We start from the raw sequence: 23,598 nt of genomic DNA, 5'->3' as shown, positions 1-23,598 counted from the left end.
TCCACCACACCACCCCACACACCCGGATGCTCCAACGCCGCAACCCGCCCCAAACCCCACACCCCACCCTGCACAGGAAACCCCACCCCATCCCCCACACCCACCGACACCGCACCACGCGTCACCGCCCACACCCGCACACCCAACCCCGCATCCAAAACCGCCTGCAACACCACCAACACAAACACCACCCCCTCAACACCATCCGGTACCAACACCACCACCCCCGCACAGTCAGTGGTGGACAGCGCAGCAAGCTCCCGGGCCAGCCGGGCGCGGTCCGGCTCCTGGACCCGCAGGACGGCGGCCCGCTCCGCGAAGGCGCCGGTCACGGCGGACGTCCAGGGGTCCTCCGATGCCGCGTCGTCCACGACGAGCAGCCATGAGCCCGAGAGCCGGCCCGTGATCCGCAGGGGCGTCCAGGTCTCCCGGTAATGCCACTGGTCCACCGTCGACTTCTCGGCGCGGCGCGCCCGCCACGACGACAGCGCGGGCAGTACGGGCGCCAGCGTCTCGTCGGCCACCCCGAGGGCCGCGGCGACGGCGCCGAGGTCCGCCCGCTCCACCGTCGCCCAGAACTCCGTGTCGAGGGCGTCGCTCCGCTGCTCCGCGCCCGCCTCGGGCCAGAAGCGGCGGTGCTGGAACGCGTAGGTGGGCAGCTCGACTTCGCGAGCGCCGCCGAACACCGCCTCCCACCGGACGCCGACGCCGAGGGTGTGCAGCTGGGCCAGCGACAGCAGGAAACGACGCGGTCCGCCGTCGTCCCGGCGCAGCGTGCCGAGGGCGGTGCGCCCCGGCCGGGCGGGCAGGGCGGCTTCGAGGGTTTCCTGGAGGGCCGCCACCAGCACCGGGTGCGGGCTGACCTCCAGCACCACGGAGACGCCCGCGTCCACCAGGGCCCGGCTCGCGGAGTCGAAACGGACCGTCTCCCGGAGGTTGCGGTACCAGTGGCGCGCGTCCCACGTGCGGGTGTCCGCCTGCTCGCCCGTGGTGCACGAGTACGCCGGTACCGACGCGGCCCCGGGCGTCACCGGCGCGAGGTCGGCCAGCAGCCGGTCGCGGATCCGTTCCACCTGGGGTGAGTGGGAGGCGTAGTCCACCGGTATCCGGCGGGCCCGTATCCCTGCCGTCCCGCAGGCCGCGAGCAGTTCGTCCACGGCCGGGGCCTCGCCCGAGACGACCGTCGAGGAGGGGCCGTTGACCGCCGCGAGGGACAGGCGTCCCGCCCACCGCCCGAGCAGCTCGGTCGCGGCCTCCTCCGACAGAGGCAGGGCGACCATGCCGCCCAGTCCGGCCAGGGACTCGGCGACAGCCTGGCTGCGCAGGGCGACCACCCGGGCACCGTCCTGAAGCGACAGGGCGCCCGCCACGCAGGCCGCCGCTATCTCGCCCTGGCTGTGGCCCGCCACCGCGGCCGGTTCGACACCGTACGAACGCCACAGCTCGGCCAGCGACACCATGACCGCCCACAGCACCGGCTGGACGACATCGACGCGCTCCAGCGCCGCGGCGTCGTCGACGATGTCGAGCAGCGACCAGTCGACGAACGGGGTCAGCGCGGCAGCGCACTCGGCCATCGCTCGGGCGAACACCGGTGAGGTGTCCAGGAGCGGCCGGGCCATGCTGGCCCACTGGGCGCCCTGGCCGGGGAAGACGAACGCCACCCTCGCGGCGTCGTCCGCCCGGCCCTCGGTCAGATGGGCGGCCGCCTCACCGGTGGCCAACGCCCGCAGTCCGGTGAGCAGTTCCTCGCGCCCCGTGCCCACCACGGCCGCCCGGTACTCGAACGCCGCGCGGGTGGACACCAGCGACCAGCCGATGTCGGCGCCGTCCGGCGTGGGCCCGGCCTCCAGACGGCCCAGCAGCCGGGCCGCCTGGTCACGCACCGCTTGCCGCGACTTCCCCGACAGTACCCACGGCACCGCCTCAGCGGAGAGCCCCGGCAGCGCGTCGGCCGGAGTGTGCCGCGGTGCGGCGGGCTCCGGGGCGGCGGACTCCAGGATGACGTGCGCGTTGGTGCCCGAGATACCGAAGGACGACACACCGGCCCGCAGGGGCCGGTCCGTCTCCGGCCATGCCGTCTGCCGCGTCAGCAGCTCCAGTTGGCCCTGCCCCCAGTCCACCCGGGACGAGGGCCGGTCCACGTGCAGCGTCCGGGGCAGCGTCCCGTGGCGCATCGCCAGCACCGTCTTGATGACACCGGCCACGCCCGCGGCGGCCTGTGTGTGGCCGATGTTGGACTTCAGCGAGCCCAGCCGCAGCGGCGGCCGCCCGTCGCGGTCCTGACCGTAGGTGGCCAGCAGGGCATCCGCCTCGATCAGGTCGCCCAGGGTCGTGCCCGTGCCGTGCGCCTCGACGGCGTCGATGTCGCGGGCGGCCAGTCCGGCGGCGGCCAGGGCCTCGCGGATGACCCGCTGCTGCGCAGGGCCGTTGGGCGCGGTCAGCCCGCTGGAGGCGCCGTCCTGGTTCACCGCCGAGCCGCGGACCACCGCGAGGACCCGGCGGCCCTGGGCCCGTGCGTCCGACAGCCGTTGCAGCACCAGTACGCCCGCGCCCTCGGCCAGACCGAAGCCGTCCGCCGTGTCCGCGAACGCCTTGCACCTGCCGTCCGGGGCGAGCGCGCCGAGCTGGGAGAACTCCAGGAACATGCCGAGTCCCGGCATCACGGTCACCCCGCCGGCCAGCGCGAGGTCCGACTCGCCCGAGCGCAGCGACTGCGCCGCGAGGTGCAGTGCCACCAGGGACGACGAGCAGGCCGTGTCCACGGTCACCGCGGGCCCCTGAAGGCCGAGTGTGTAGGCCACGCGCCCCGAGGCGACGCTTCCCGTGGTGCCGGTCAGTAGATGACCGGCGAGGTCCGAGCCGTCGTCGAGCGACGGTCCGTAACCCAGTGTCATCAGCCCGGTGAAGACGCCGGTCCTGCTGCCGTGCAGCGTGTCCGGGCGGATGCCGGCGGCTTCGAGCGCCTCCCAGGAGGTCTCCAGGAGCAGGCGCTGCTGCGGGTCCATGGCAAGGGCCTCGCGCGGGGAGACGCCGAAGAACTCCGCGTCGAAGAGCGGGGCGTCCTGGAGGAGTCCGGCTTCGCGCTGGTAGTACCGTCCGGGCGTCCTCGGCCGGGCGTCGTACGCCTCGGCCGTGTCCCAGCCGCGGTCGGCGGGGAGGGCCGCGACGGCGTCCCGGCCCTCGTCCAGCAGCCGCCACAGGTCCTCGGGGCCGCGTACTCCGCCGGGCAGCCGGCATCCCATGCCCACGATCGCGACGGGCTCGTCGGCCGGGGCGGGACGGCGGTCCCGCCCGGTACCGGGGGCGGGCGGTGCGGCGGGGGTCAGTACGGTCACCAGATGCTCGGCGAGCAGCACGGGGCTCGGGTGGTCGAAGACGGCCGCAGCGGGCAGGGGGAGGCCGGTGGCCTGCGTGACGCGGTTCCGTACCTCCATCGCGGTGACCGAGTCGAGGCCCAGCTCCAGGAACGGACGCCGCCGCTCGGGCGGCTCCAGGCGGTCGCGTCCGAGGACCGCGGCCACTTCGGCGCAGACCAGATCCATGAGCGCGGTGCGGCGCCGCCCGTCCGGGAGGGCGGCGAGGGCGGCGGCCGTGTCCGCGATCGCCTCCGCGGCCGACTCGCCGGTCTCCGGGACGGGCCGGTCCAGGAGTTCCGAGAGCCCCGCGGGTGAGGGCCCGGCCGGGACGGACGGCCAGTCGGCTCTTGCGCCCGCCGCCCACAGTTCGCCCAGGGCGGCCGTCAGGCGGTCGGGGCCACCGTGGTGCCGGCGGAGGGTGGCCACCACGGAGCCGACGGCCCGGTGGTGCTCGATGATGTCCTGCATGGCCGAGGTGAGCACCGGATGCGGGCTGACCTCCAGGAGCACCTGGCGGCCCGAGGCCAGCAGACCCCGGACGGTCTGCTGGAACCTGACCGGGCGGCGTATGTTGTCGCACCAGTACTCGGCGTCCAGCTCGGGCCCGGTCACCTCGCCCGCCGCCAGCGAGGAGTGGAACGGCAGCCGTGGCCGGCGGGGCCGCAGCCCGGCCAGGTCCGCCCGTATCCGCGGCAGGACCTCCTCCATCTGCGGTGAGTGAGCGGCCAGGCCCACGGACGTCCGGCGCGCGGACACCCCGTCGGCCGCCAGCGCCTCGATCAGTTCGGCCGCCGCCGCGGTCCCGCCGGAGACGAGCACCGTGGCGGGCCCGTTGTCGGCGGCCAGCACCAGTTCGCCGCCCCAGGCGGCCAGCCGCTCCCGTACCTCGTCCGCCGAGGCCCGCACGGACACCATGTCGCCCCGGCCCGCCAGGGAGCTCTGGGCCCTGCTCCACAGAGCGGCGACCCGAGCCGCGTCGTCCAGGGACAGGGCCTCGCTCACCGCGGCCGCCGCCACCTCTCCGAGGCTGTGACCGACGACGGCGGACGGTGTCACACCGTGTGCACGCCACAGCTCCGCCAGCGAGACCATGACGGCGAAGAGCACCGGCTGCACGACGTCGGCGCGCGCCAGTTCGGCGCCCGCGCCCGGATCCCGGGCCACGTCGATCAGCGACCAGCCGACGTGGGGTTCCAGCGCCTGGGCGCAGTCGTCCATCCGGGCCCGGAAGACGGGCGAGGAGTCCAGCAGCCCGGCGGCCATGCCCGGCCACTGGGAGCCTGCGCCGGGGAAGACGAACGCGATATCGCCCGGCTCCCCCCTGCCGGTGCTCAGGCCGTTCGACCGGCGGCCGCCCGCCAGCGCGGCCACCCCCTCCAGCAGCCGCGTCCGCTCGCGCGAGTCCACCGCCGCCCGGTGCGGACCCTCGATGGCCGCGTGCCCCCTCAGCCAGTGCCCGACCTCGTCGAGATCGGGCTCGCGATCCCGCAGGTAGGCGTCGAGCCGACGGGCCTTCTCCCGCAGCGCATGCGCGCTGTCCGCCGACAGGAGCCAGGGCAGAGGAGTGTGGTCCGGGGTGTGCGACATCTTCGTAGAACCTTCCGAGCCGGGCATCGAGTGCTGCCGGCGGGTGGTGGCGCCGGCCACAAGCGGATGGCGCTCCGTCCGCCGCGGACGGAGCGCCGGTCACGGGGGCCGACGGCCCCTCGCCGAGGGGTTTCAGTCCTTGGGGCGGACCGTCTGCTGCCAGTCGATGTGGTGTCCGTAGAGCCAGTCCATGGAGACCAGCGACGGCATCCACTTCATGAGCAGTGGGCCGAACAGGTCGCGCAGGTGCATGCCCCAGGGGGTGCGCACCTTCACCGGCTTGGCATTCATCTCGCCCCACTTGACGACCTTGTCGACCCGCGGGGTGCGCAGCTCCTGGTAGGTGGCGAAGGCACGCTCGGGAGAGTCGATGTCCCGCAGGCACTGGGCGAGGACCACGGCGTCCTCCATCGCGAGAGCGGTGCCGGCCCCGATCCGCCCGGTGATCGCGCAGGCGTCGCCGATCAGCACGCCCCGGCCCCGGTGGCGGGCCGGGGGCTTGGGCAGCCGCTCCATGGGGCGGATGTCGATCGGGCCGGTGGCGTTGGTGATGATCTCGCGGACGGCGGGCATGTCACGGCCGTAGACGTCGAGCAGCCACTCCTTCCACTCCTTCTCGGTGGTGTCGTCGTCCGGGCCGGCCGGCTCCTGTCGGGGGGCGAACGCCAGCCACTGGACGCCTCGGTCGGCCTCTACGTGGTAACTGAAGTGGCCCTCGTACCCGAAGGAGGTCACGCACTCCCCGGGTGTCGGTTCGACCGTGCCGGGGAGTGACCGGCCGCCCAGTCCGAGGACGCCGGTGTAGGACGCGTCCGCGCTCTGCGGGAACAGGGACCGCCGGACGCGGGAGTGGGCACCGTCGGCGCCGACGATCACATCTCCCTCGGCGGTGGTCCCATCGGTGAACACCGCCGTGGCGCCCTCCTCGCCGACCGTGCACGAGGCCAGTTCCTTGGCGTACTCGATGCGTATGCCCCGCTCGGCGCACAGCTCCCGCAGGGTCCGCTCCAGCGTTCCCCGGCAGATCAGCAGGCTGGTGGGGGCGGTTTCGGAGGCGGCGTTGTTGTACAGCGTGCCGATGCGCTTCCCGCTGCCGCTGTACATGGGCAGGCGGGGTATGGGGGCACCGTCCAGTTCGACGTCGAGGGCGCGCAGCGCGTCGAGGCCGTTGGAACCGAGGCTGAGCAGGTGTCCTTCGTACGCGGCGGAGTCGCTGTCGCGCTCGTACACGACGGCTTCCACGCCGATCCGGTGCAGCGCCAGGGCCAGCGTGGTGCCCCCCGCGCCGCCGCCGATGATGAGTGCCTTCAGAGCCATGGCTCACTTTCCGTGGTTGTCGATGGGTCGGGAACGGGCGTTTCGGAACGACTGGGGGAATGCGGTACGCAGCCATGCGTGCACGGTCAGCGCGGTGGACTCGGCGTGCTCCTCCACGATCGTGAAGTGATCACCGGGCACGGTCCGTTCGGCGTGCTCGGGGCGCCACCGTCCCTGCCGCCACTCCGGTCCGTCGCCCAGGGGATCCGCGGCGCGGACGAAGAGGGTGGGAACCGAGGAGGGCCCCGGCTCCCACCCCTGGAACAGGCGCAGATAGCCGCCCATCGCGGTGAGCTGTTCACCGGTGAGCAGGCCGTCGTTGATCTCGCGGCGCGCCGTGTAGCCCTCGTTCATCAGCGTGGTGGCCATGGCGTGGCTCATCGGGTCGGCCGGTTCGTAGGTGTCCAGGAGTACGACGGCCAGCGGCGGCAGGCCGGCCTCCCGCAGGGCGCCGGCCGTGGCGTGCGCGAACCAGCCTCCGGCCGAGTGTCCGGCCAGGACGAAGGGCGTGTCCCCGGCCGCCTCCCGGGCGGCGGCCGCCATGGTGCCGATCGCGACCTCGGCGCCGGCGGGCAGCGGTTCCTCCGGCCCGTACCCCGGCAGCGGCAGGACCGTCACGTCGCACGCGTCGCGCAGTCCCGCGGCGAACCGCGTGTACTGGTGGGCTCCGGAGGGGGCCACGACCGAGGGGAAGCACAGGATCCGCGGGCCGGCGGATCCCCGCACCAGGTGCACCGGCCCGGGTGGGACGACGGGTTCGGTGAAGACGGGCCGGAACGTGGCCGCCGTCCTCAGCAGGTCCATGGCCTCGGCCGTCCGGTTCCCGGCCGCGGCCCGCTGGAACAGGGTCACCAGGAGATCCGGGGCGGCCGGGGCGGCGGCCGGTCCGTCCCCGGTGGCCAGGGCCCCGGCCACGGTGGCCGCCAGGGCGCGCGGCGAGGTGTGCCGCAGGATCACGCCGGCGGGCAGGCGCAGCCCGGTCTCCGCGTTGAGCCGGTTGCGCAGGTTGATCGCGGCCAGTGAGTCGAGGCCCAGCTCCGGGAAGTTGCGGTCGGGGTCGACGGCCCGGACGTCGGGGTGGCCGAGAACCGTGGCGGCCAGCTCGGTCACCAGCGCGAGGACCAGGCTCTCGTGGTCGGCGGACGGCGCGTCGAGGATGCGGGTGACGCGTCCGGCCCCGGTGGAGCGCGTCGGCGCCCCGTTCGGGACGATGTCGTCGAGGAGCGCGGGCACCGGCTGCCCGGTCAGGGCGGCCGGGTCGAAACGCATCGGTATCAGCTGCGGATCGCCGACCGCGAGGGCCGCGTCGAACAGGGCGAGGCCCTCCTCGGCGGAGAGGGCGCCGAGCCCGGCCCCGCGGAGCCGTCGCCGGTCCACCTCCCCGGCCATCCCGCTCTCCGCCGCCCACAGGCCCCAGGCCAGGGACTGGGCCGGCAGGCCGAGGTCCCGGCGGTGCTGGGCGAGGGCGTCGAGGAAGGCGTTGGCCGCCGCGTAGTTGGCCTGGCCGGGACCGCCCAGGACACCGGCGGCCGAGGAGAACAGCACGAACGCCGACAGGTCGGCCTCACGGGTCAGTTCGTGCAGGTTCCACGCCCCGTCCGCCTTGGGGGCCAGCACCGTGTCCAGGCGAGCCGGGGTGAGGGACCGCACGAGCCCGTCGTCCAGCACTCCGGCGCAGTGGACCACCGCGCCCAGCCGGTGCGCCGGGGGGATCGAGGCCAGCGCGTGCGCGAGCCGGCCGCGGTCGGTGACGTCGCACGCCACGGAGGTCACCGTCGCGCCCAGGGCGGCGAGGTCCGCTTCGAGTACGGCGGTCGCCGCCGGGCCCCGACGGCTCATCAGCAGCAGGTGCCGCACGCCGTGCCCGGTGACCAGATGGCGGGCCACCAGGCCGGCCAGGCCGCCCGCCGCGCCGGTGATCAGTACCGTCGCCCCGGCGGGGAACCGGAACTCCGTGGGCCGGCCGGGCGCGGGGGCGACACGCGCCAGACGGGGTACGCGCAGTTCGCGGCCGCGGATCGCGACCTCGGGCTCGCCGACGGCCACGGCCGCCCCGACCAGGTCCGCGTCGGTGTCCTCGGGGCACTCCACGACGGTGAAGCGGCCGGGGTTCTCGGCCTGGGCGGAACGCAGCAGCCCACGGGCCGCCGCGCCGTCGAGGCCCGGCGCCACGCACACGGCCATCGGCGCCGTCCCGTCGGTGGCGAGCCGCCCGCGGACCGTCTCCAGCGCCTCGTGCGCCGAGCCGACGCGCACGGTCTCGGCCCGGACGCCCTCGGTGCCGGCGGGCGGGGCGGGCGGGATCCACCGCACACGGAACAGCCGGTCGGCCACGTTCGGGCGCAGCATGTGCGGCGGGACCGGACGCGTCTCCAGCCTGTCCACGGACGCGATCGGCGTCCCCGCACCGTCGGTGACGTGCACGCTCACCGCGTCGGGTCCCCGCGGCGTGATCCGCACCCGCAGCCGCCCGGACGGCGCGGCGCCGAGGGAGACCCCCGACCAGACGAACGGCAGCCGGACCTCCTCGGCGTCCAGGATCAGCGGGTGCACGGCCGCGTCCAGCAGCGCGGGGTGCACGGCGAATCCGTCGGCGCGTATCCGCTCCGGCAGCTCCACCTCGGCGAACAGCTCGTCATCGCGTCGCCAGACGGCACGCATCCCGCGGAACGCCGGACCGTAGCCGACCCCGGCCTCCGCGCTGCGTGCGTAGACATCTTCGATGTCGACCGGCCGCGCGTCCGGGGGCGGCCAGGCACGCATCCGTTGCGGTACGGGCTGTGCGGGCCCCGAGGCGTCCAGTGTGCCGTCGGCGTTGCGCAGCCACTCCCGGGCGCCCGGGGGCCGGGACGACACGGACACCGCGCGGCCGTCGGCGCTCACCCGTACCCGGAGGGCGACCGTGCCGTCCTCGGGCAGCACCAGCGGGGCGTGCAGGGTCAGTTCCGCCAGGCGGGGCCGCCCGGCGCGGTCTCCCGCGGCCAGCGCGAGCTCCACCAGCAGCGTGCCCGGGACCAGGACGTTTCCCAGGACACGGTGGTCGGCGAGCCAGCCGTGGGTGGCCAGGGAGAGCCGCCCGGTGAGCACCAGGCCGTCCTCACCGAGGTCGACGACGGCCTTCAGCAGGGCGTGCGGGCACGTCTCGAGGCCCGCGCCCGCCGCGTCGGCGACCGCCGGAACGGCATCGAGCCAGTAGCGCTCACGCTGGAACGGATACGTGGGCAGGGCGACCGGGCGTGCGTCGCCCTCCGTGTGCACGGCCCGCCAGTCGACGGGCACCCCGTGCACATGGGCCTCGGCGAGCGCGCGCCGGAAGTCGTGTACGTCGCCCTGTCCGCGCCGCAGGGTGGCGAGGGCCGCGCCGCCGCCCGCCGGGCCCTCGTCCAGCGCCTCCTGAACGCCGGCGGTCAGCACCGGGTGCGGGCTGACCTCGAGGAACGTCTGGAAACCGTCCTCGACCATCGTCTGGACCGCCTGGTGGAAGACCACCGTGCGGCGCAGGTTGGCGAACCAGTGACCGGGGCCGAGCTCGGAGCCCGCCACGCGTTGGCCGGTGACCGTGGAATACACCGGTACGGCGGCGTCGCCGGGCCGGACGCCGGCGAGCAGACGGAGGAGGTCGTCGTGCAGGCGGTCCATCTGGTGGCAGTGGCTCGCGATGTCCGTACCGGGAACCGGCCGGTGGAAGACGCCGACGGCGGTGAGCCGCGCGCCCAGCTCCGCCAGCGCGGCGGGGTCGCCGGAGACCGTGACGGCGGCGGGCCCGTTGACGGCGGCGACGTCGATCCGGCCGTCCCAGGCGGCGATCCGCTCGCGCAGCGGCTCGGCGGCCATCGCGACGAACATCATCGCGCCCTGTCCGGCGAGCGCGATGAGTGCCTTGCTGCGCAACGCGACGATCATCGCCGCGTCCTCCAGGGAGAGCGCGCCCGCCACACACGCGGCGGCGATCTCACCCTGGCTGTGACCGACCACCCCGTCCGGTTCGACGCCGCAGGACCGCCACAGCGCCGCCAGGGACACCATCACGGAGAACAACACCGGCTGGACGCGGTCCACCTGCTCGTACTCGCCGCTGCGCAACACCTCGGTCAGCGACCAATCGACATACGGGGCCAGGGCGCGCTCGCACTCGGCGAAGCGCTCCGCGAACACCGGGGCGCTCTCCAGCAGTTCCACCGCCATGCCCACCCACTGGGTGCCCTGGCCCGGGAACACGAAGGCGACCTTGCCGGCGGCCCCCGCGACGCCCTGCACCAGTGCGTCCGACGTGCCGCCCTCGGCCAGGGCGCGCACCGCCTCGGCCGTCTCGTCGCGGGTACGGCCGCATACGGCGGCACGATGCTCGAACGCGTCGCGATGCAGCGCGAGGGTGCGTGCGACGTCGTCCGGGCGGTGCCGGTCCAGATGGGGCAGCAGGGCGCGGGCCTGGTCCCGCAGCGCCTTGGCACTGCGGGCGGACAGCAGCAGGGGAAGGGAGCGTGCGCTGTCGGGCGCGGGCTCCCGGGCCGGCGCCTCCGGCGGAGCCTCCACGATCACATGCGCATTCGTCCCACTCACCCCGAACGACGACACCCCCGCCCGCCGCGGCCCCTCCCACACCCGCTCCTCCGTCAACAACCGCACCCCACCCGAAGACCAATCCACCCCCGACGTCGGCTCCCCCACATGCAACGTCCGCGGCAACACACCATGCCCCAACGCCAACACCATCTTCATCACACCCGCCACACCCGCAGCAGCCTGCGTATGACCAATATTCGACTTCAACGACCCCAACCACAAAGGCCGCTCCCGACCCTCGCCATACACCGCCAACAACGCACCCGCCTCAATCGGATCACCCAACCGCGTCCCCGTACCATGCCCCTCCACCACACCCACATCCGACCCCACCAACCCCGCCGCCACCAAAGCCGACCGAATCACCCGCTCCTGCGCCCCACCACTCGGCGCCGTCAAACCATTCGACGCACCATCCTGATTCACCGCACTCCCCCGCACCACCGCCAACACCGGATGCCCCAACCGCTCCGCATCCGACAACCGCTCGAGGAGGAGCATGGCACCGCCTTCGGCGAAGCCCGTCCCGTCCGCACCCTCCGCGAACGCCTTGCACCGCCCGTCGGCCGAGAGCGCGCGCAGCCGGCTGTACTCCACCAGGGCGCCCGGGGTGGACATCACCGCCACGCCCCCGGCCAGGGCGAGCGTGGACTCCCCAGAGCGCAGCGACTGGCAGGCCAGATGCAGGGCGACGAGCGAGGAGGAGCAGGCGGTGTCGATGCTCACCGCGGGCCCCTGGAGGCCGAAGGTGTAGGCGACCCGGCCGGACGCGACGCTGGCCGAGCTGCCGTTGCCGAGGTAGCCCTCGAAGCCCTCGGGGGTGGTGGTGTGCCGGGACGCGTAGTCGTTGTACATCACTCCGGCGAACACCCCGGTACGGCTGCCGCGCAGGGTGCGGGGTGCGATGCCGGCGCTCTCCGCCGTCTCGTGGACCAGTTCCAGCAGCATCCGCTGCTGCGGGTCGACCGTCAGCGCCTCGCGGGGCGACATCCCGAAGAAGCCGGGGTCGAAGTCGGCGACGTCGCGCAGGAAACCGATGTCGCGCACGTAGAAGGTGCCCGGCTGTCCGGGGTCCTCGTCGTACAGGGCTTCGGTGTCCCAGCCGCGGTCGGCCGGGAGCCCGCGCACCGCGTCCCGCCCCTCGCGGAGCAACTCCCACAGCCCGTCCGGGGTGTCGACCCCGCCCGGCAGCCGGCACGCCATGCCGATGATCGCGACGGGTTCGCGCAGACGGTCCTCCGCCCGGTCCGCCCGCGAGCGGGCCTCGTGCAGCTGGAGGGTGACCCGCTTGAGGTAGTCGAGGAGTTTCTGGTCGTTGCTGCTCACGCGTCACCGAGTTCCGTGTCGATCAGGGTGAAGATGTCGTCGGCCGTCGCGGACAGCACCCTGGCCTTGAGATCGTCGCCGTCGGCCGGGTCGGCCGCGGCGGGCTCCTCGAAGTGGCGCAGCAGGGCCCGCAGCCGCTCGCGCAACTGCCCGCGCACCGGGTCGTCGGACGGCAGCCCGGCCAGCACCGCACCGACACGGTCCAGGTCCCGCAGGGCCGTCCCGTGCGCGGCGGGGGCGACGAGCCCTCTCAGGTGCTCGGCGAGGTCCACGGGGGCGGGGTGGTCGAACAGCAGCGTCGCGGGCAGGTCCTGGCCGAGCGCCGCGGCCAGGGCGTTGCGCAGTTCGACGGCGGCCAGCGAGTCCAGTCCGGCGTCGGTGAACGACTGGTACGCGTCGATGTGTGTTCCGGCCCGGTGGCCGAGCACGCGGGCGGCTTCGCTCCTGACCAGGTCGAGCAGCGCGCGGTCGCGTTCCGCTTCGGGCAGGACCGCGAACCGTTCGGCCCAGGCCCCGCCGGGTTCGGCGGCCGGCCGGGTACCGGTCGGGAAGAGGTCGCGCAGCAGGTGCGGAACGTTCTCCGTACGCGGGGCAGCCCGGTTCAGATGGACCGGTGCCAGCACGGGGTGGTCCAGCGCGAGCGCGGCGTCGAGCAGGGACAGGGCGGCGTCGGCGGGCAGCGGCAGCAGGCCGGAGCGGCGCGACCGCTGTGCGTCGGAGCGGCCCAGGTGGGCGGTCATGCCGTCCGCGGTCTCCCAGGGCCCCCAGGTCAGGGAGTGCGCCGGCAGGCCGAGCCGGTGCCGGTGTCCGGCCAGGGCGTCGAGGAAGGCGTTGGCCGCGGCGTAGTTGGCCTGTCCCGGGCCGCCGAGGGTGCCGGCGAGCGAGGAGAACGTCACAAAGGCGCTGAGCGGCATGGACCGGGTCAGCTCGTGCAGATGCCACGCGCCGTCCGCCTTCGGTGCCAGTACCGCGTCGAGGTGTTCCGGTGTCATCGCCGTGACGGTGGCGTCGGCGAGGACGCCCGCGCAGTGCACGACCGCGGTCAGCGGGTGCCCGGCGGGCACGGCCGAAAGGAGGCGGGCGAGCGCGTCCCGGTCGGAGACATCGCACGCCGCGGTGGTGACGGTCGCTCCCAGCTCCCCCAGTTCCCCGGCCAGAGCGGCGGCCGGGGCGCGGCGGCCCACCAGGAGCAGTCGCCGCACGCCGCGGTCGGCGACGAGGTGGCGGGCGACGGCGCGGCCGATCGCGCCCGCCGCGCCGGTGATCAGGACCGTGCCGTCCGGGTCGAACGGCGGGGGTGCGCCGTCCGGGAGCCCGGCCGGCGTCCAACGCGGCACGTGGAGCGCGTCACCCCGCACGGCGACCTCGGGCTCGCCGGTGGCCACGGCGGCGGCGAGCCGGTCCTGCGGACCGTCGAGGTGGACGAGGACGAACCGGCCCGGATGCTCGGACTGCGCGGACCGCACCAGGCCGGCGACGGCTCCGCCGACCGGCTCGGCCGCACCGGCGACCACCACCGCCAGAGGCGAGGTGCGCGCGCCGTCGGCGAGCCTGTCCTGAACGGCCGCCAGCACGCGTCGGGTCGCGCGGCGGACATCGGCGGGCACGTCGCCGGTGTCCGAGCCGACGACCAGCCGGTCGTCGGCGACCAGTGGCCCGACGGCGTCGGGCCCGGGGGCGGGGACCCACCGCGTGCGGAAGAGTCCGCCGACGAAGCGGCGTCCCGTCGGGACCTCCCTCGTGGTCAGCGACAACACGGTCACCACCGGCCGGTTCTCCCGGTCGACGGCCACCAGGCGCACCGTCCCCTCGTCCGACAACGAGAGGCGAACCCGCAGCTCGGTCGCGCCCCGCGCGGCCACCGACACCCCGGACCAGGTGAACGGCAGCCGCAGGCCGGTGGCGTCCGGGGCCAGGGCGTGCAGGGCGGCGTCCAGCAGCGCCGGGTGCACGGTGAAGCAGTCGGCGTCGGCGTCGGGGCCGGTCAGGGCGACCTCCGCGCAGACCTCCCGCCCGTCCCGCCAGGCCGCGCGCAGCCCCCGGAAGGACGGGCCGTAGGCGAGGCCGGCTTCGGCGAGCCGTTCGTAGAGGGCGGCCGGCTCCAGCGGTTCGGCGCCCGCCGGGGGCCACGGCCCGGACGGCACCGGCTCATGCGGTACGCCGGCGCCGGGGGCGGCCAGCGTGCCCTCGGCCCGCGTCGTCCACGGGTCCGTATCGGCGTCCCCGGCGCGGGAGGCGATCGTCAGCGTGCGCCGTCCGGCCGCGTCGGGCGGGGTGATGTGCACCCGGAGCAGGGCCGCACGGCCATCGGGCACCACCAGGGGTTCACGCAGGACGAGTTCGTCGACCGGGCCGGCGCCGGCCCGGTCGGCGGCGTGCAGCGCCAGATCGAGCAGGGCGGTGCCGGGGACGAGCGGGGTGCCGGCGACGACGTGGTCGGCCAGCCATGGGTGGGAGGCCGTGGACAGGCTGCCGGTGTGGACGCGCCCGCCGTCGGGCAGGTCCACCACTCCGGCCAGCAGAGGGTGTCCGTCGGGTGTCAGGCCCGAGCCGACTGGCGCGGTCCCGGTGCCCGAGTCCCTCAGCCAGTACCGCTCCCGCTGGAACGCGGTGGTGGGCAGGTCGACGGGGCGCGCGCCCGGCAGGAGTGCCGCCCAGTCCACGGCGGCACCGCGCACGTGGAGGCGCGCGAGAGCGGTCACCGCGTCCCGCGGCTCCGTCGCGCCACCGCTGGGACGCAGGGCGGGGACGAACACCGCGTCCGGCACGCACTGCGGTCCCATGGCGCTCAGGGCCGCGTCGGGCCCCAGCTCGGCGAAGGTGCGTATGCCCCGGGAGCGCAGCGTGCGCAGGGTGTCCAGGAACCGGACGGGTTCGCGGACCTGGCGCACCCAGTACGCGGGGTCCTCGACATCGCCGGGCAGGGCGATCTCGGGCCGGGAGAAGGTCAGGTTCCGTACGACATCGGCGAAGGCGTCGAGCATGCCGTCCATGTGGTGCGAGTGGAACGCGTGGCTGACCCGCAGCTTCTTCGGGCGGGGCCACTTCTCGGCGTACGCCTGCACCACCCGGGCATCCCCGGAGAGGACGACGGAGTCCGGTCCGTTGACCGCGGCCAGGCATACCCCGTCGGGCAGCTCCGCCGTCACCTCCGCCTCCGGGGCGCGCACCGCGATCATCGCGCCGCCGGCCGGCAGGGCCGCCATCAGCCGGCCGCGGGCGTCCACCAGCGCGCAGGCGTCGGCGAGCGAGAGCACGCCGGCCACGTGCGCGGCCGCGATCTCGCCGACGGAGTGCCCGGCCACGGCGCGCGGCCGGGCTCCCCAGGACTCGTACAGCCGGAACAGCGCGACCTCGAAGGCGAACAGGGCCCGCTGGGCGTGATCGGTGCGGTCCAGCAGTTCGGCGGTGTCCGGGATGTGCTGCTCCCAGTGGGCGGTCACCGCGTCGTGGGCGGCCGCGAAGGCGGGCCAGGCCGCGTAGAGCCCGGCTCCCATGCCGGGCCGCTGGGATCCCTGGCCGGTGAAGAGGAAGGCGAAGCCGCCGGGCGTGTGTTCACCGGTCACCACGGCACCGGAGGGCTCTCCGGCCGCCAGGTCCCGCAGGGCGTCCGGATGGTCGGCCAGGACGACCGCCCGGTGTTCCCAGGTGGCCCGGGTCACGGCCAGCGCATGCCCGACGTCGGTCCGGTCGTGGTCGTGGACGGCGGTCAGCAGAGCGCGGGCCTGCGCCCGCAGCTGCTGGGACGTGCGGCCGGAGAGCGGCCACGGTACGACCGGCGGGGCCGCGGGGCGTGCGCTGTCGGGCGCGGGCTCCCGGGCCGGCGCCTCCGGCGGAGCCTCCACGATCACATGCGCGTTCGTCCCACTCACCCCGAACGACGACACCCCCGCCCGCCGCGGCCCCTCCCACACCCGCTCCTCCGTCAACAACCGCACCCCACCCGAAGACCAATCCACCCCCGACGTCGGCTCCCCCACATGCAACGTCCGCGGCAACACACCATGCCCCAACGCCAACACCATCTTCATCACACCCGCCACACCCGCAGCAGCCTGCGTATGACCAATATTCGACTTCAACGACCCCAACCACAAAGGCCGCTCCCGACCCTCGCCATACACCGCCAACAACGCACCCGCCTCAATCGGATCACCCAACCGCGTCCCCGTACCATGCCCCTCCACCACACCCACATCCGACCCCACCAACCCCGCCGCCACCAAAGCCGACCGAATCACCCGCTCCTGCGCCCCACCACTCGGCGCCGTCAAACCATTCGACGCACCATCCTGATTCACCGCACTCCCCCGCACCACCGCCAACACCGGATGCCCCAACCGCTCCGCATCCGACAACCGCTCGAGGAGCAGGACGCCCACACCTTCGGAGAAGCCGGTCCCGTCGGCTCCCTCCGCGAACGCCTTGCACCGCCCGTCGGGCGCCAGGCCGCCCTGCCTCTCGAACTCGCCGAAGACGGACGGTGTGGCGAGAACGGTGGCGCCGCTCACCAGGGCCATGGAGCTCTCGCCGCGGCGGAGGGAGTGCGCGGCAAGATGCAGGGCCACCAGGGACGAGGAGCAGGCGGTGTCCACCGTGACCGCCGGTCCCTCCAGACCCAGGGTGTACGCCACCCGGCCCGACGCGACGCTGGTGGCACTGCCGTTGCCGAGGTATCCGCGCAGGTCCTGCGGGACGTGGCCGAGCCTTGCCAGATAGTCGTTGGCCCAGACGCCCGAGAAGACGCCGATCGCTTCGCCGCGTACCGAGGACGGATCGATCCCGGCCCGCTCGAACGCCTCCCAGCTCGTCTCGAGGAGCAGCCGCTGCTGCGGGTCCATCGCCAGCGCCTCGCGGGGCGAGATCCCGAAGAACCCGGCGTCGAACTCGTCCGCCGCGTCGAGGAATCCGCCCACGCCCGCCGGGTCGGACGGCTCCCAGCCACGGTCCGTGGGAAAGGGCGTGATGGCGTCACGGCCCTCGGCGAGCAGGTCCCACAGCTGTTCCGGTGTCGCCACCCCGCCGGGCAGCCGACAGGCCATGGAGACGATGGCGATCCCCTCGTCGCGGGACCCGGTCCCCGCCACCGGCGTCGTCCCGGCGGAGGCACGGGCCTCCCGGGCGCCGCCCAACGACGCGTGCAGATGGGCCGCCAGGGCGGTGGGGGTGGGATGTTCGAAGACCAGCGTGGCGGGGAGTCTCAGGCCCGTCAGGGCGGCGAGCCGGTTGCGCAGTTCGACGGCGGTCAGCGAGTCGAAGCCGAGGTCGCGGAAGGCCCTCCCCTCGGGCAGTGCGTCCGGTGACTCATGTCCGAGCACGGCCGCCGCCTCGGCCATGACCCGGTCCGTCAGGTGCCTGAGCCGCTCGGCGTCCGGCAGGGCGCTCAGCGACCCGGCCAGGGCCGGCCGTGCCCCCTGGCCGCGCGTCGGACCCAGGGCGCTGAGCAGGGGCGGGATCACCGCCATCCGGCCCGGCGTCAGGTGGGCCGGGACCAGCAGGGCGTCCCCGGCCGCCAGCGCGGCGTCGAAGGCGGCCAGCCCGTCGGCCACGGACAGCGGCAGCATGCCGCCCCTGGCCATGCGGTCGGCGTCGGCCGGGCCGTACGCACCCCGCATGTCACTGGCGCCGGACCACACACCCCAGGCGAGCGACTGGCCGGGCAGCCCGGCGGCGCGCCGGTGGACGGCCAGCGCGTCCAGGAAGGCGTTCGCGGCGGCGTAGTTGCCCTGCCCCGGGGAGCCCAGGACACCAGCACCCGCGGAGAACAGCACGAACGCGGACAGGTCCAGGTCCCGGGTCGCCTCGTGCAGATGCCAGGCCGCGTCGGCCTTCGGCCGGAACACGGGGGCGAGCCGGTCCTCGGTGAGCGACTGCACGAGCCCGTCGTCCAGCGCCCCGGCCGCGTGCACCACGGCCGTCGGCGGATGCTCGGCCGGGACGCGCGCCAGGGCCTCCTCCAGCTGCCGGCGGTCGGACACGTCGCAGGCGGCCACCGTCACCCGGAGACCGGGAGCGTCGAGTCCGGTCAGGTCGGCCCGGCCCCGGCGGCCGAGCAGCAGCAGGTGGCGCACGCCGTACGCGGCGACCAGGTGACGGGCGAGGTGTCCGGCGATGACACCGGTACCACCGGTGATCACTACGGTGCCGTCCGGGTCGAGCGGACGCGGCATCGTCAGCACCACCTTGCCGACATGCCGGGCCTGCGCCATGTGGCGGAACGCCTGCCGCGCCGAGCGCACGTCCCAGGCACGGTGGGGCAGCGTGCGCAGATCGCCCGAGTCGAAGAGGGCGACCAGCTCCTCCAGCATCGCCCTGATCCGGTCGGGGCCCGCCTCCATCAACTCGTACGCCTGGTAACCGCCGACGGGCAGGCCGGTGCGGACGTCGGCCTTGCCCATCTCCAGGAAGCGCCCGCCGTCGGCCAACAGGTCCAGCGAGGCGTCGGTGAACGCGCCCGCCAGGCTGTTCAGCACGATGTCGACACCCCGGCCGCCGGTCGCGGCACGGAAGCGTTCCCGGAAGTCGAGGGTGCGCGAGGAGGCGATCCGCGCCTCCTCGATCCCCGCGCCACGCAGGACGTGCTGTTTGGCGGGGGCCGCCGTCGCGTACACCTCGGCACCGAGGTGCCGGGCGATCTGCACGGCCGCCATGCCCACGCCGCCCGCGGCCGAGTGGATCAGTACGGACTGCCCCGGGCGCAGCCGGCCGAGGTCGACCAGGCCGTAGTACGCCGTGAGGAACGCCGTGGGCACGGCGGCGGCCTCGGCGAAGGACCAGGCCGCGGGGGTGCGCCGGACCAGCCGGTGGTCGATGACCGCGGTGGGCCCGAAGGCGTCGGCGATCAGACCGAACACCCGGTCCCCGACGGCGAGGCCGGGCACGTCGGGACCGGTCTCGACGATCACTCCGGAGCCCTCGTTGCCGATGCTCGCGGCCCCCGGGTAGGTGCCGAGGGCGATGAGGACGTCGCGGAAGTTCAGTCCGGCGGCACGCACCGCGATGCGGACCTCGCCGGACTTCAGCGGAGCGAGGGCTTCGGGCGCGGGCTCCAGGCGGAGGCCGTCCACCGTGCCCGGCTCCGCGGCGGACAGCCGCCACGTCCCGTCCGGGGGTGTCAGTTCGGCGCTGTCGCGGGTGAGCCGGGGCGCGAACATCGCTCCGGCCCGGACGGCGATCTGCGGCTCCTCCGTCGCGGCGGCCGCGGCGACCAGCCCGGCGGACTCCGCGCCACCGTCCACGTCGACCACCGCGAGACGGCCCGGGTGCTCGGCCTGGGCGGCCCGCAGGAGCCCCCAGACGGCGGCGCCGGCCGGATCGGGTACGTCCTCGCCGGTGGCGGCCACGGCGTTCCGTGTCACCACCACGAGCCGCGCGTCGGCGTACCGGTCGTCGGCGAGCCAGGAACGCACCAGGTCCAGGGCGCGCGCGGTGAGGGTGTACGCACCTCGGACAGGATCCGTCGCGTCCGCAGAATCCGTCGCGTCCGCGGCGCAGGACACCAGGACCGCGTCGGGCACCGTGTCGAGCGCGTCGAGCCCCGGCAGCGGCTCGACGTCCGCGTCCGCGAGGCCGAAGGGATCCGGCCCGACCACGGCGCAGCGGGCGCGCCGGTCCGGGAGCGGCACGGGCGTCCAGGACATGCGGTGGAGCCGGTCCGGACCGGTCGCCGACGGGCGGGTGATGAGCGAGCCCACCGAGGCGACGGGTGCTCCCGAGACGATGTCGAAGGCGCGGAGCGTCACCGCGTCAGCGCCGCTTCGCGTGAGGTGGACCCGCAGGGCACGGGACGTGCCGGGCTCCAGCACGACGTCACGCCAGGAGTAGGGCACCGACACACCCTGGGCATCGGCGGCGAGCGCGTGCAGCGCCGCGTCCAGCAGCGCGGGGTGCACATCGAAGCCGGCGGGCTGCTCGGTCTCGGGCAGCTCGACCTCGGCGAAGACGTCGTCGCCTCTGCGCCAGGCGGCCCGCAGGCCGCGGAAGGCGGGGCCGTAGCCGTATCCGGCGTCCGTGAGCCGGTCGTAGAAGCCCTCCAGGCCGACGGGGGACGCGCCCGGCGGCGGCCATGCGGGGGCGGGCGCGGCCGGGGCCGGTGCCGGCAGGGTGCTCAGCGATCCCTCGGCGTTGCGGGACCAGTGCCCGTCATCGGTCCTGGTGAAGACCGCCACTGTGCGGGTGCCGTCCTCGTCGGGTCCCACGCGTACCCGGACCGCCAGACCGCCCGTGGGAGGGAGCTTGCACGGGGTGGTCAGCGTCAGCTCCGCCACCCGCGGACACCCGGCCAGGCGGCCGGCGTGGGCGGCGAGTTCCAGCACGGCCGTGCCGGACAGCAGGACGCTGTCGGCGATGACGTGGTCGGCCAGCCACGGCTGGGACCGCGGGGACAGCAGGCCGGTGAGAACGCAGCCCTCTTCGCCCAGGTCCAGGAAGGCGGCGGCGAGCGGGTGGCCCGTGACGTCCATGCCGAGTCCGGTGGCGTCCGCGGCGCGTCCCAGGGCGGGACGGGGCCAGTACCGACGGCGCTGGAAGGCGTACGTCGGCAGGTCGAGACGCCGCCCGCCCTCCAGGCACCGTCCCCAGTCCACCTCGACGCCGCGCACATACGCCTCCGCGGCCGAGTGCAGGAACCGGTCGAGTCCGCCGTCGTGCCGACGGAGGGTGCCGATCACACCGGTATCGGAGCCGGCCGCCTCGGCCGTGGCGTCGATGTCCACGGTGAGCACCGGGTGCGGGCCGACTTCGACGAAGGTGTCGAAGCCGTGCCCGATCAGCTCGCGGACCGCGCTGTCGAACTCCACCGTCTCGCGCAGATTTCGGTACCAGTAACCGGCGTCGAGGCCGCTGCCGTCGTGCCAGGCGCCCAGGGTGACCGAGTAGAAGGACACGTGCCCGGCGGTGGGTACGACACCGCCGAGGGCCCCGACCAGCGCCTCGCGGATCTCCTCCACATGGGCCGAGTGCGAGGCGTAGTCCACCGGAATCCGCCGAGCACGCTCCACGACCCCCAGCACCTGCTCCAACCCCGCCACATCACCCGACACCACCACCGAGGACGGACCGTTCACGGCGGCGGCGGACACACCCTCCGGCAGCAGCGACCGCACCTCCTCCACGGGCAACGGCACCGACACCATCCCACCACGACCCGCCAACCCAGCGATCGCCTTACTGCGCAGAGCGACCACCCGCGCACCGTCCTCCAACGACAACACACCCGCCACCACAGCGGCGGCGATCTCACCCTGCGAATGCCCCACCACCGCATCCGGCCGCACACCCACCGACTCCCACAACGCCGCCAACGACACCATCACCGCCCACAACACCGGCTGCACCACATCCACCCGGCCGAAATCACCAGCCCGCACCACATCCACCAACGACCAGTCCACCAACGGCGACAGCGCACGCTCACACTCCGCGAACCGCGCCGCGAACACCGCCGACGACTCCAACAACTCCACCGCCATACCCGCCCACTGCGAACCCTGACCGGGAAACACGAACACTGTCCGGCGCGGTGCGGCAGCCTCGGCTCCCACCACCAGCCGGGGAGAGGTGTCGCCCTGGGCGAGTGCCGTCAGCGCGTCGCGGAGTTCGGTGCCGGTGGCGCCGAGGACCACCGCGCGGTGCTCCAGTTCGGCACGTGTCGTCGCCAGGGAGAAGCCGACGTCGCGCGGGCCCAGGCCGACGGCGGACGCGGCGAGCCGCCGGGCCTGTTCGGCCAGCGCCGCCCCGCCGCGTGCGGACAGCGTCCAGGGCAGCACCGTCGGTTCCGGTCCGCGGGCGGCCCCGGGCTCGGAGGCGGCCCCGGGCTCGGGGGCGGGCTCGGGCTCGGGGGCGGGCTCGGGAGCCGCTTCCAGTACGACGTGCGCGTTGGTGCCGCTCATGCCGAACGAGGACACACCCGCCCGGCGTGGGCCCTCCTGCCAGGGCTGAGCCTCGGTCAGCAGCCGGACCTCGCCCCCGGACCAGTCGACGTGCGGAGTGGGCGCGTCCACGTGCAGGGTCCGCGGCATCAGGCCGTTGCGGATGGCCATGACGGTCTTGATGACGCTGCCCACCCCGGCCGCGGCCTGGGTGTGCCCGATGTTGGACTTCAACGACCCCAGCCACACCGGCCGTTCCCTGTCCTGGCCGTACGTCGCCAGCAGGGCCCGCGCCTCGATCGGATCGCCGAGCGCGGTACCGGTGCCATGCGCCTCGACCAGGTCGATCTCCTCGGGCCGCAGGCCCGCCGCGTCCAGCGCCTGACGGATCACCCGTTCCTGGGCGGGCCCGTTGGGCGCGGTCAGACCGTTCGAGGCGCCATCCTGGTTGACCGCGCTGCCGCGCACCACAGCGAGCACCTGGTGGCCGTTGCGGCGGGCGTCCGAGAGGCGCTCGACCAGCAGCATCCCCACCCCCTCGGACCAGCCGGTGCCGTCCGCCGCCGCCGCGAACGCCTTGCACCTGCCGTCCCGGGCGAGCCCGCGCTGCCGGCTGAACTCCACGAACGCGCCGGGCGTCGCCATGACCGCGACCCCGCCGACGAGCGCCACCGAGCAGTCGCCCTGCCGAAGCGACTGCACCGCCAGGTGGAGGCCGACCAGTGAGGAGGAGCAGGCCGTGTCGACCGTCAGCGCGGGTCCGGTGAGGCCGAAGGCGTAGGCGACCCGCCCGGAGAGCACGCTTGCGGAGACGCCGCCCGCGGTGTGGCCGTCCAGTCCCGCGGCGCCGTGGACGACCAGGCCGTAGTCCTGGCCGTTGGCCCCGACGAAGACCCCGACCCGCCGGCCGCGCATCGTGTCCGCGCGGATGCCGGCCCGCTCGAACACCTCCCAGGAGGTCTCCAGGAGCAGCCGCTGCTGCGGGTCCATCGCCATCGCCTCGCGCGGGGAGATCCCGAAGAAGTCGGCGTCGAACTCGGCCATGCCGTCGAGGAAGCCGCCGGTGCGCACATAGCTGGTGCCGGGCGCGTCCGGGTCGGGGTCGTACAGGGCGGACAGGTCCCAGCCGCGGTCATCGGGGAAGGCGGACATGACGTCCCGGCCGTCCCGGACGGCCTGCCACAGCTGCTCCGGCGTGGTGATGCCGCCCGGGTACCGGCAGGCCATGCCGATGACGGCGACGGGCTCGTGCCAGGCGGCGGACAGTTCCCGGTTGCGGGCCCTGAGCTGTTCGTTCTGCTTGACCGACTCGCGAAGAGCTTCGATGAACTGCGCCGAGGGGTCGGTGCGCATGTGGATCAGCCCTTCACGAGGTCTGGTCGAGGACCCGGCGGAGCAGGTCCTCCGGGGAGAGGGAGTCGATGTCGGATTCCTCGGCCCCGGCCGGGGCTGCCGCAGGTGCGTCGTCCGTGGCCAGCGCGAGGAGGGGGTCCAGCAGCCCGGAGACGCGCAGCCGGTCGAGCGGGATGGTGGCGAGCAGTTGCCGCAGCCGCGCCTCCTCTCCGGCCCCGCCCGGT

Annotated in this window: 4 protein-coding genes; all 4 read right to left on the bottom strand. The window is 74.5% G+C overall.

What is annotated here, in order from left to right:
• The coding region (locus AB0E24_RS40440) for an acyltransferase domain-containing protein (protein ID WP_359384630.1) at positions 1-4,946 on the bottom strand (4,946 nt) is incomplete at its 3' end.
• Positions 4,947-5,078: 132 nt separating this feature from the next.
• Positions 5,079-6,263 (bottom strand): FAD-dependent oxidoreductase, encoded by a 1,185-nt coding sequence (locus AB0E24_RS40435; RefSeq protein WP_359384628.1) that lies wholly within the window; start codon positions 6,261-6,263, stop codon positions 5,079-5,081.
• Positions 6,264-6,266: 3 nt separating this feature from the next.
• Complete coding sequence (locus AB0E24_RS40430) at positions 6,267-12,152, bottom strand: SDR family NAD(P)-dependent oxidoreductase (protein WP_359384626.1); 5,886 nt, start codon at positions 12,150-12,152, stop codon at positions 6,267-6,269.
• Positions 12,149-23,374, bottom strand: a complete 11,226-nt coding sequence (locus tag AB0E24_RS40425; RefSeq protein ID WP_359384624.1) for an SDR family NAD(P)-dependent oxidoreductase — start codon at positions 23,372-23,374, stop codon at positions 12,149-12,151. Before AB0E24_RS40425 ends, AB0E24_RS40430 begins: the two co-directional genes overlap by 4 nt.
• Positions 23,375-23,598 lie beyond the last annotated feature (224 nt).

Origin of the sequence: Streptomyces malaysiensis subsp. malaysiensis, from assembly GCF_040653035.1 — a bacterium.
GTDB lineage: Bacteria > Actinomycetota > Actinomycetes > Streptomycetales > Streptomycetaceae > Streptomyces > Streptomyces malaysiensis.
The sequence above is the reverse complement of the archived record's forward strand: the minus strand, read 5'-3'. Positions and strand labels throughout refer to the sequence as shown.

Excerpts from the sequence above, each read along its gene's own strand:
- AB0E24_RS40435 (WP_359384628.1), bottom strand. The coding sequence starts at position 6,263 with ATGGCTCTGAAGGCACTCATCATCGGCGGCGGCGCGGGGGGCACCACG.
- AB0E24_RS40425 (WP_359384624.1), bottom strand. The coding sequence starts at position 23,374 with ATGCGCACCGACCCCTCGGCGCAGTTCATCGAAGCTCTTCGCGAGTCG.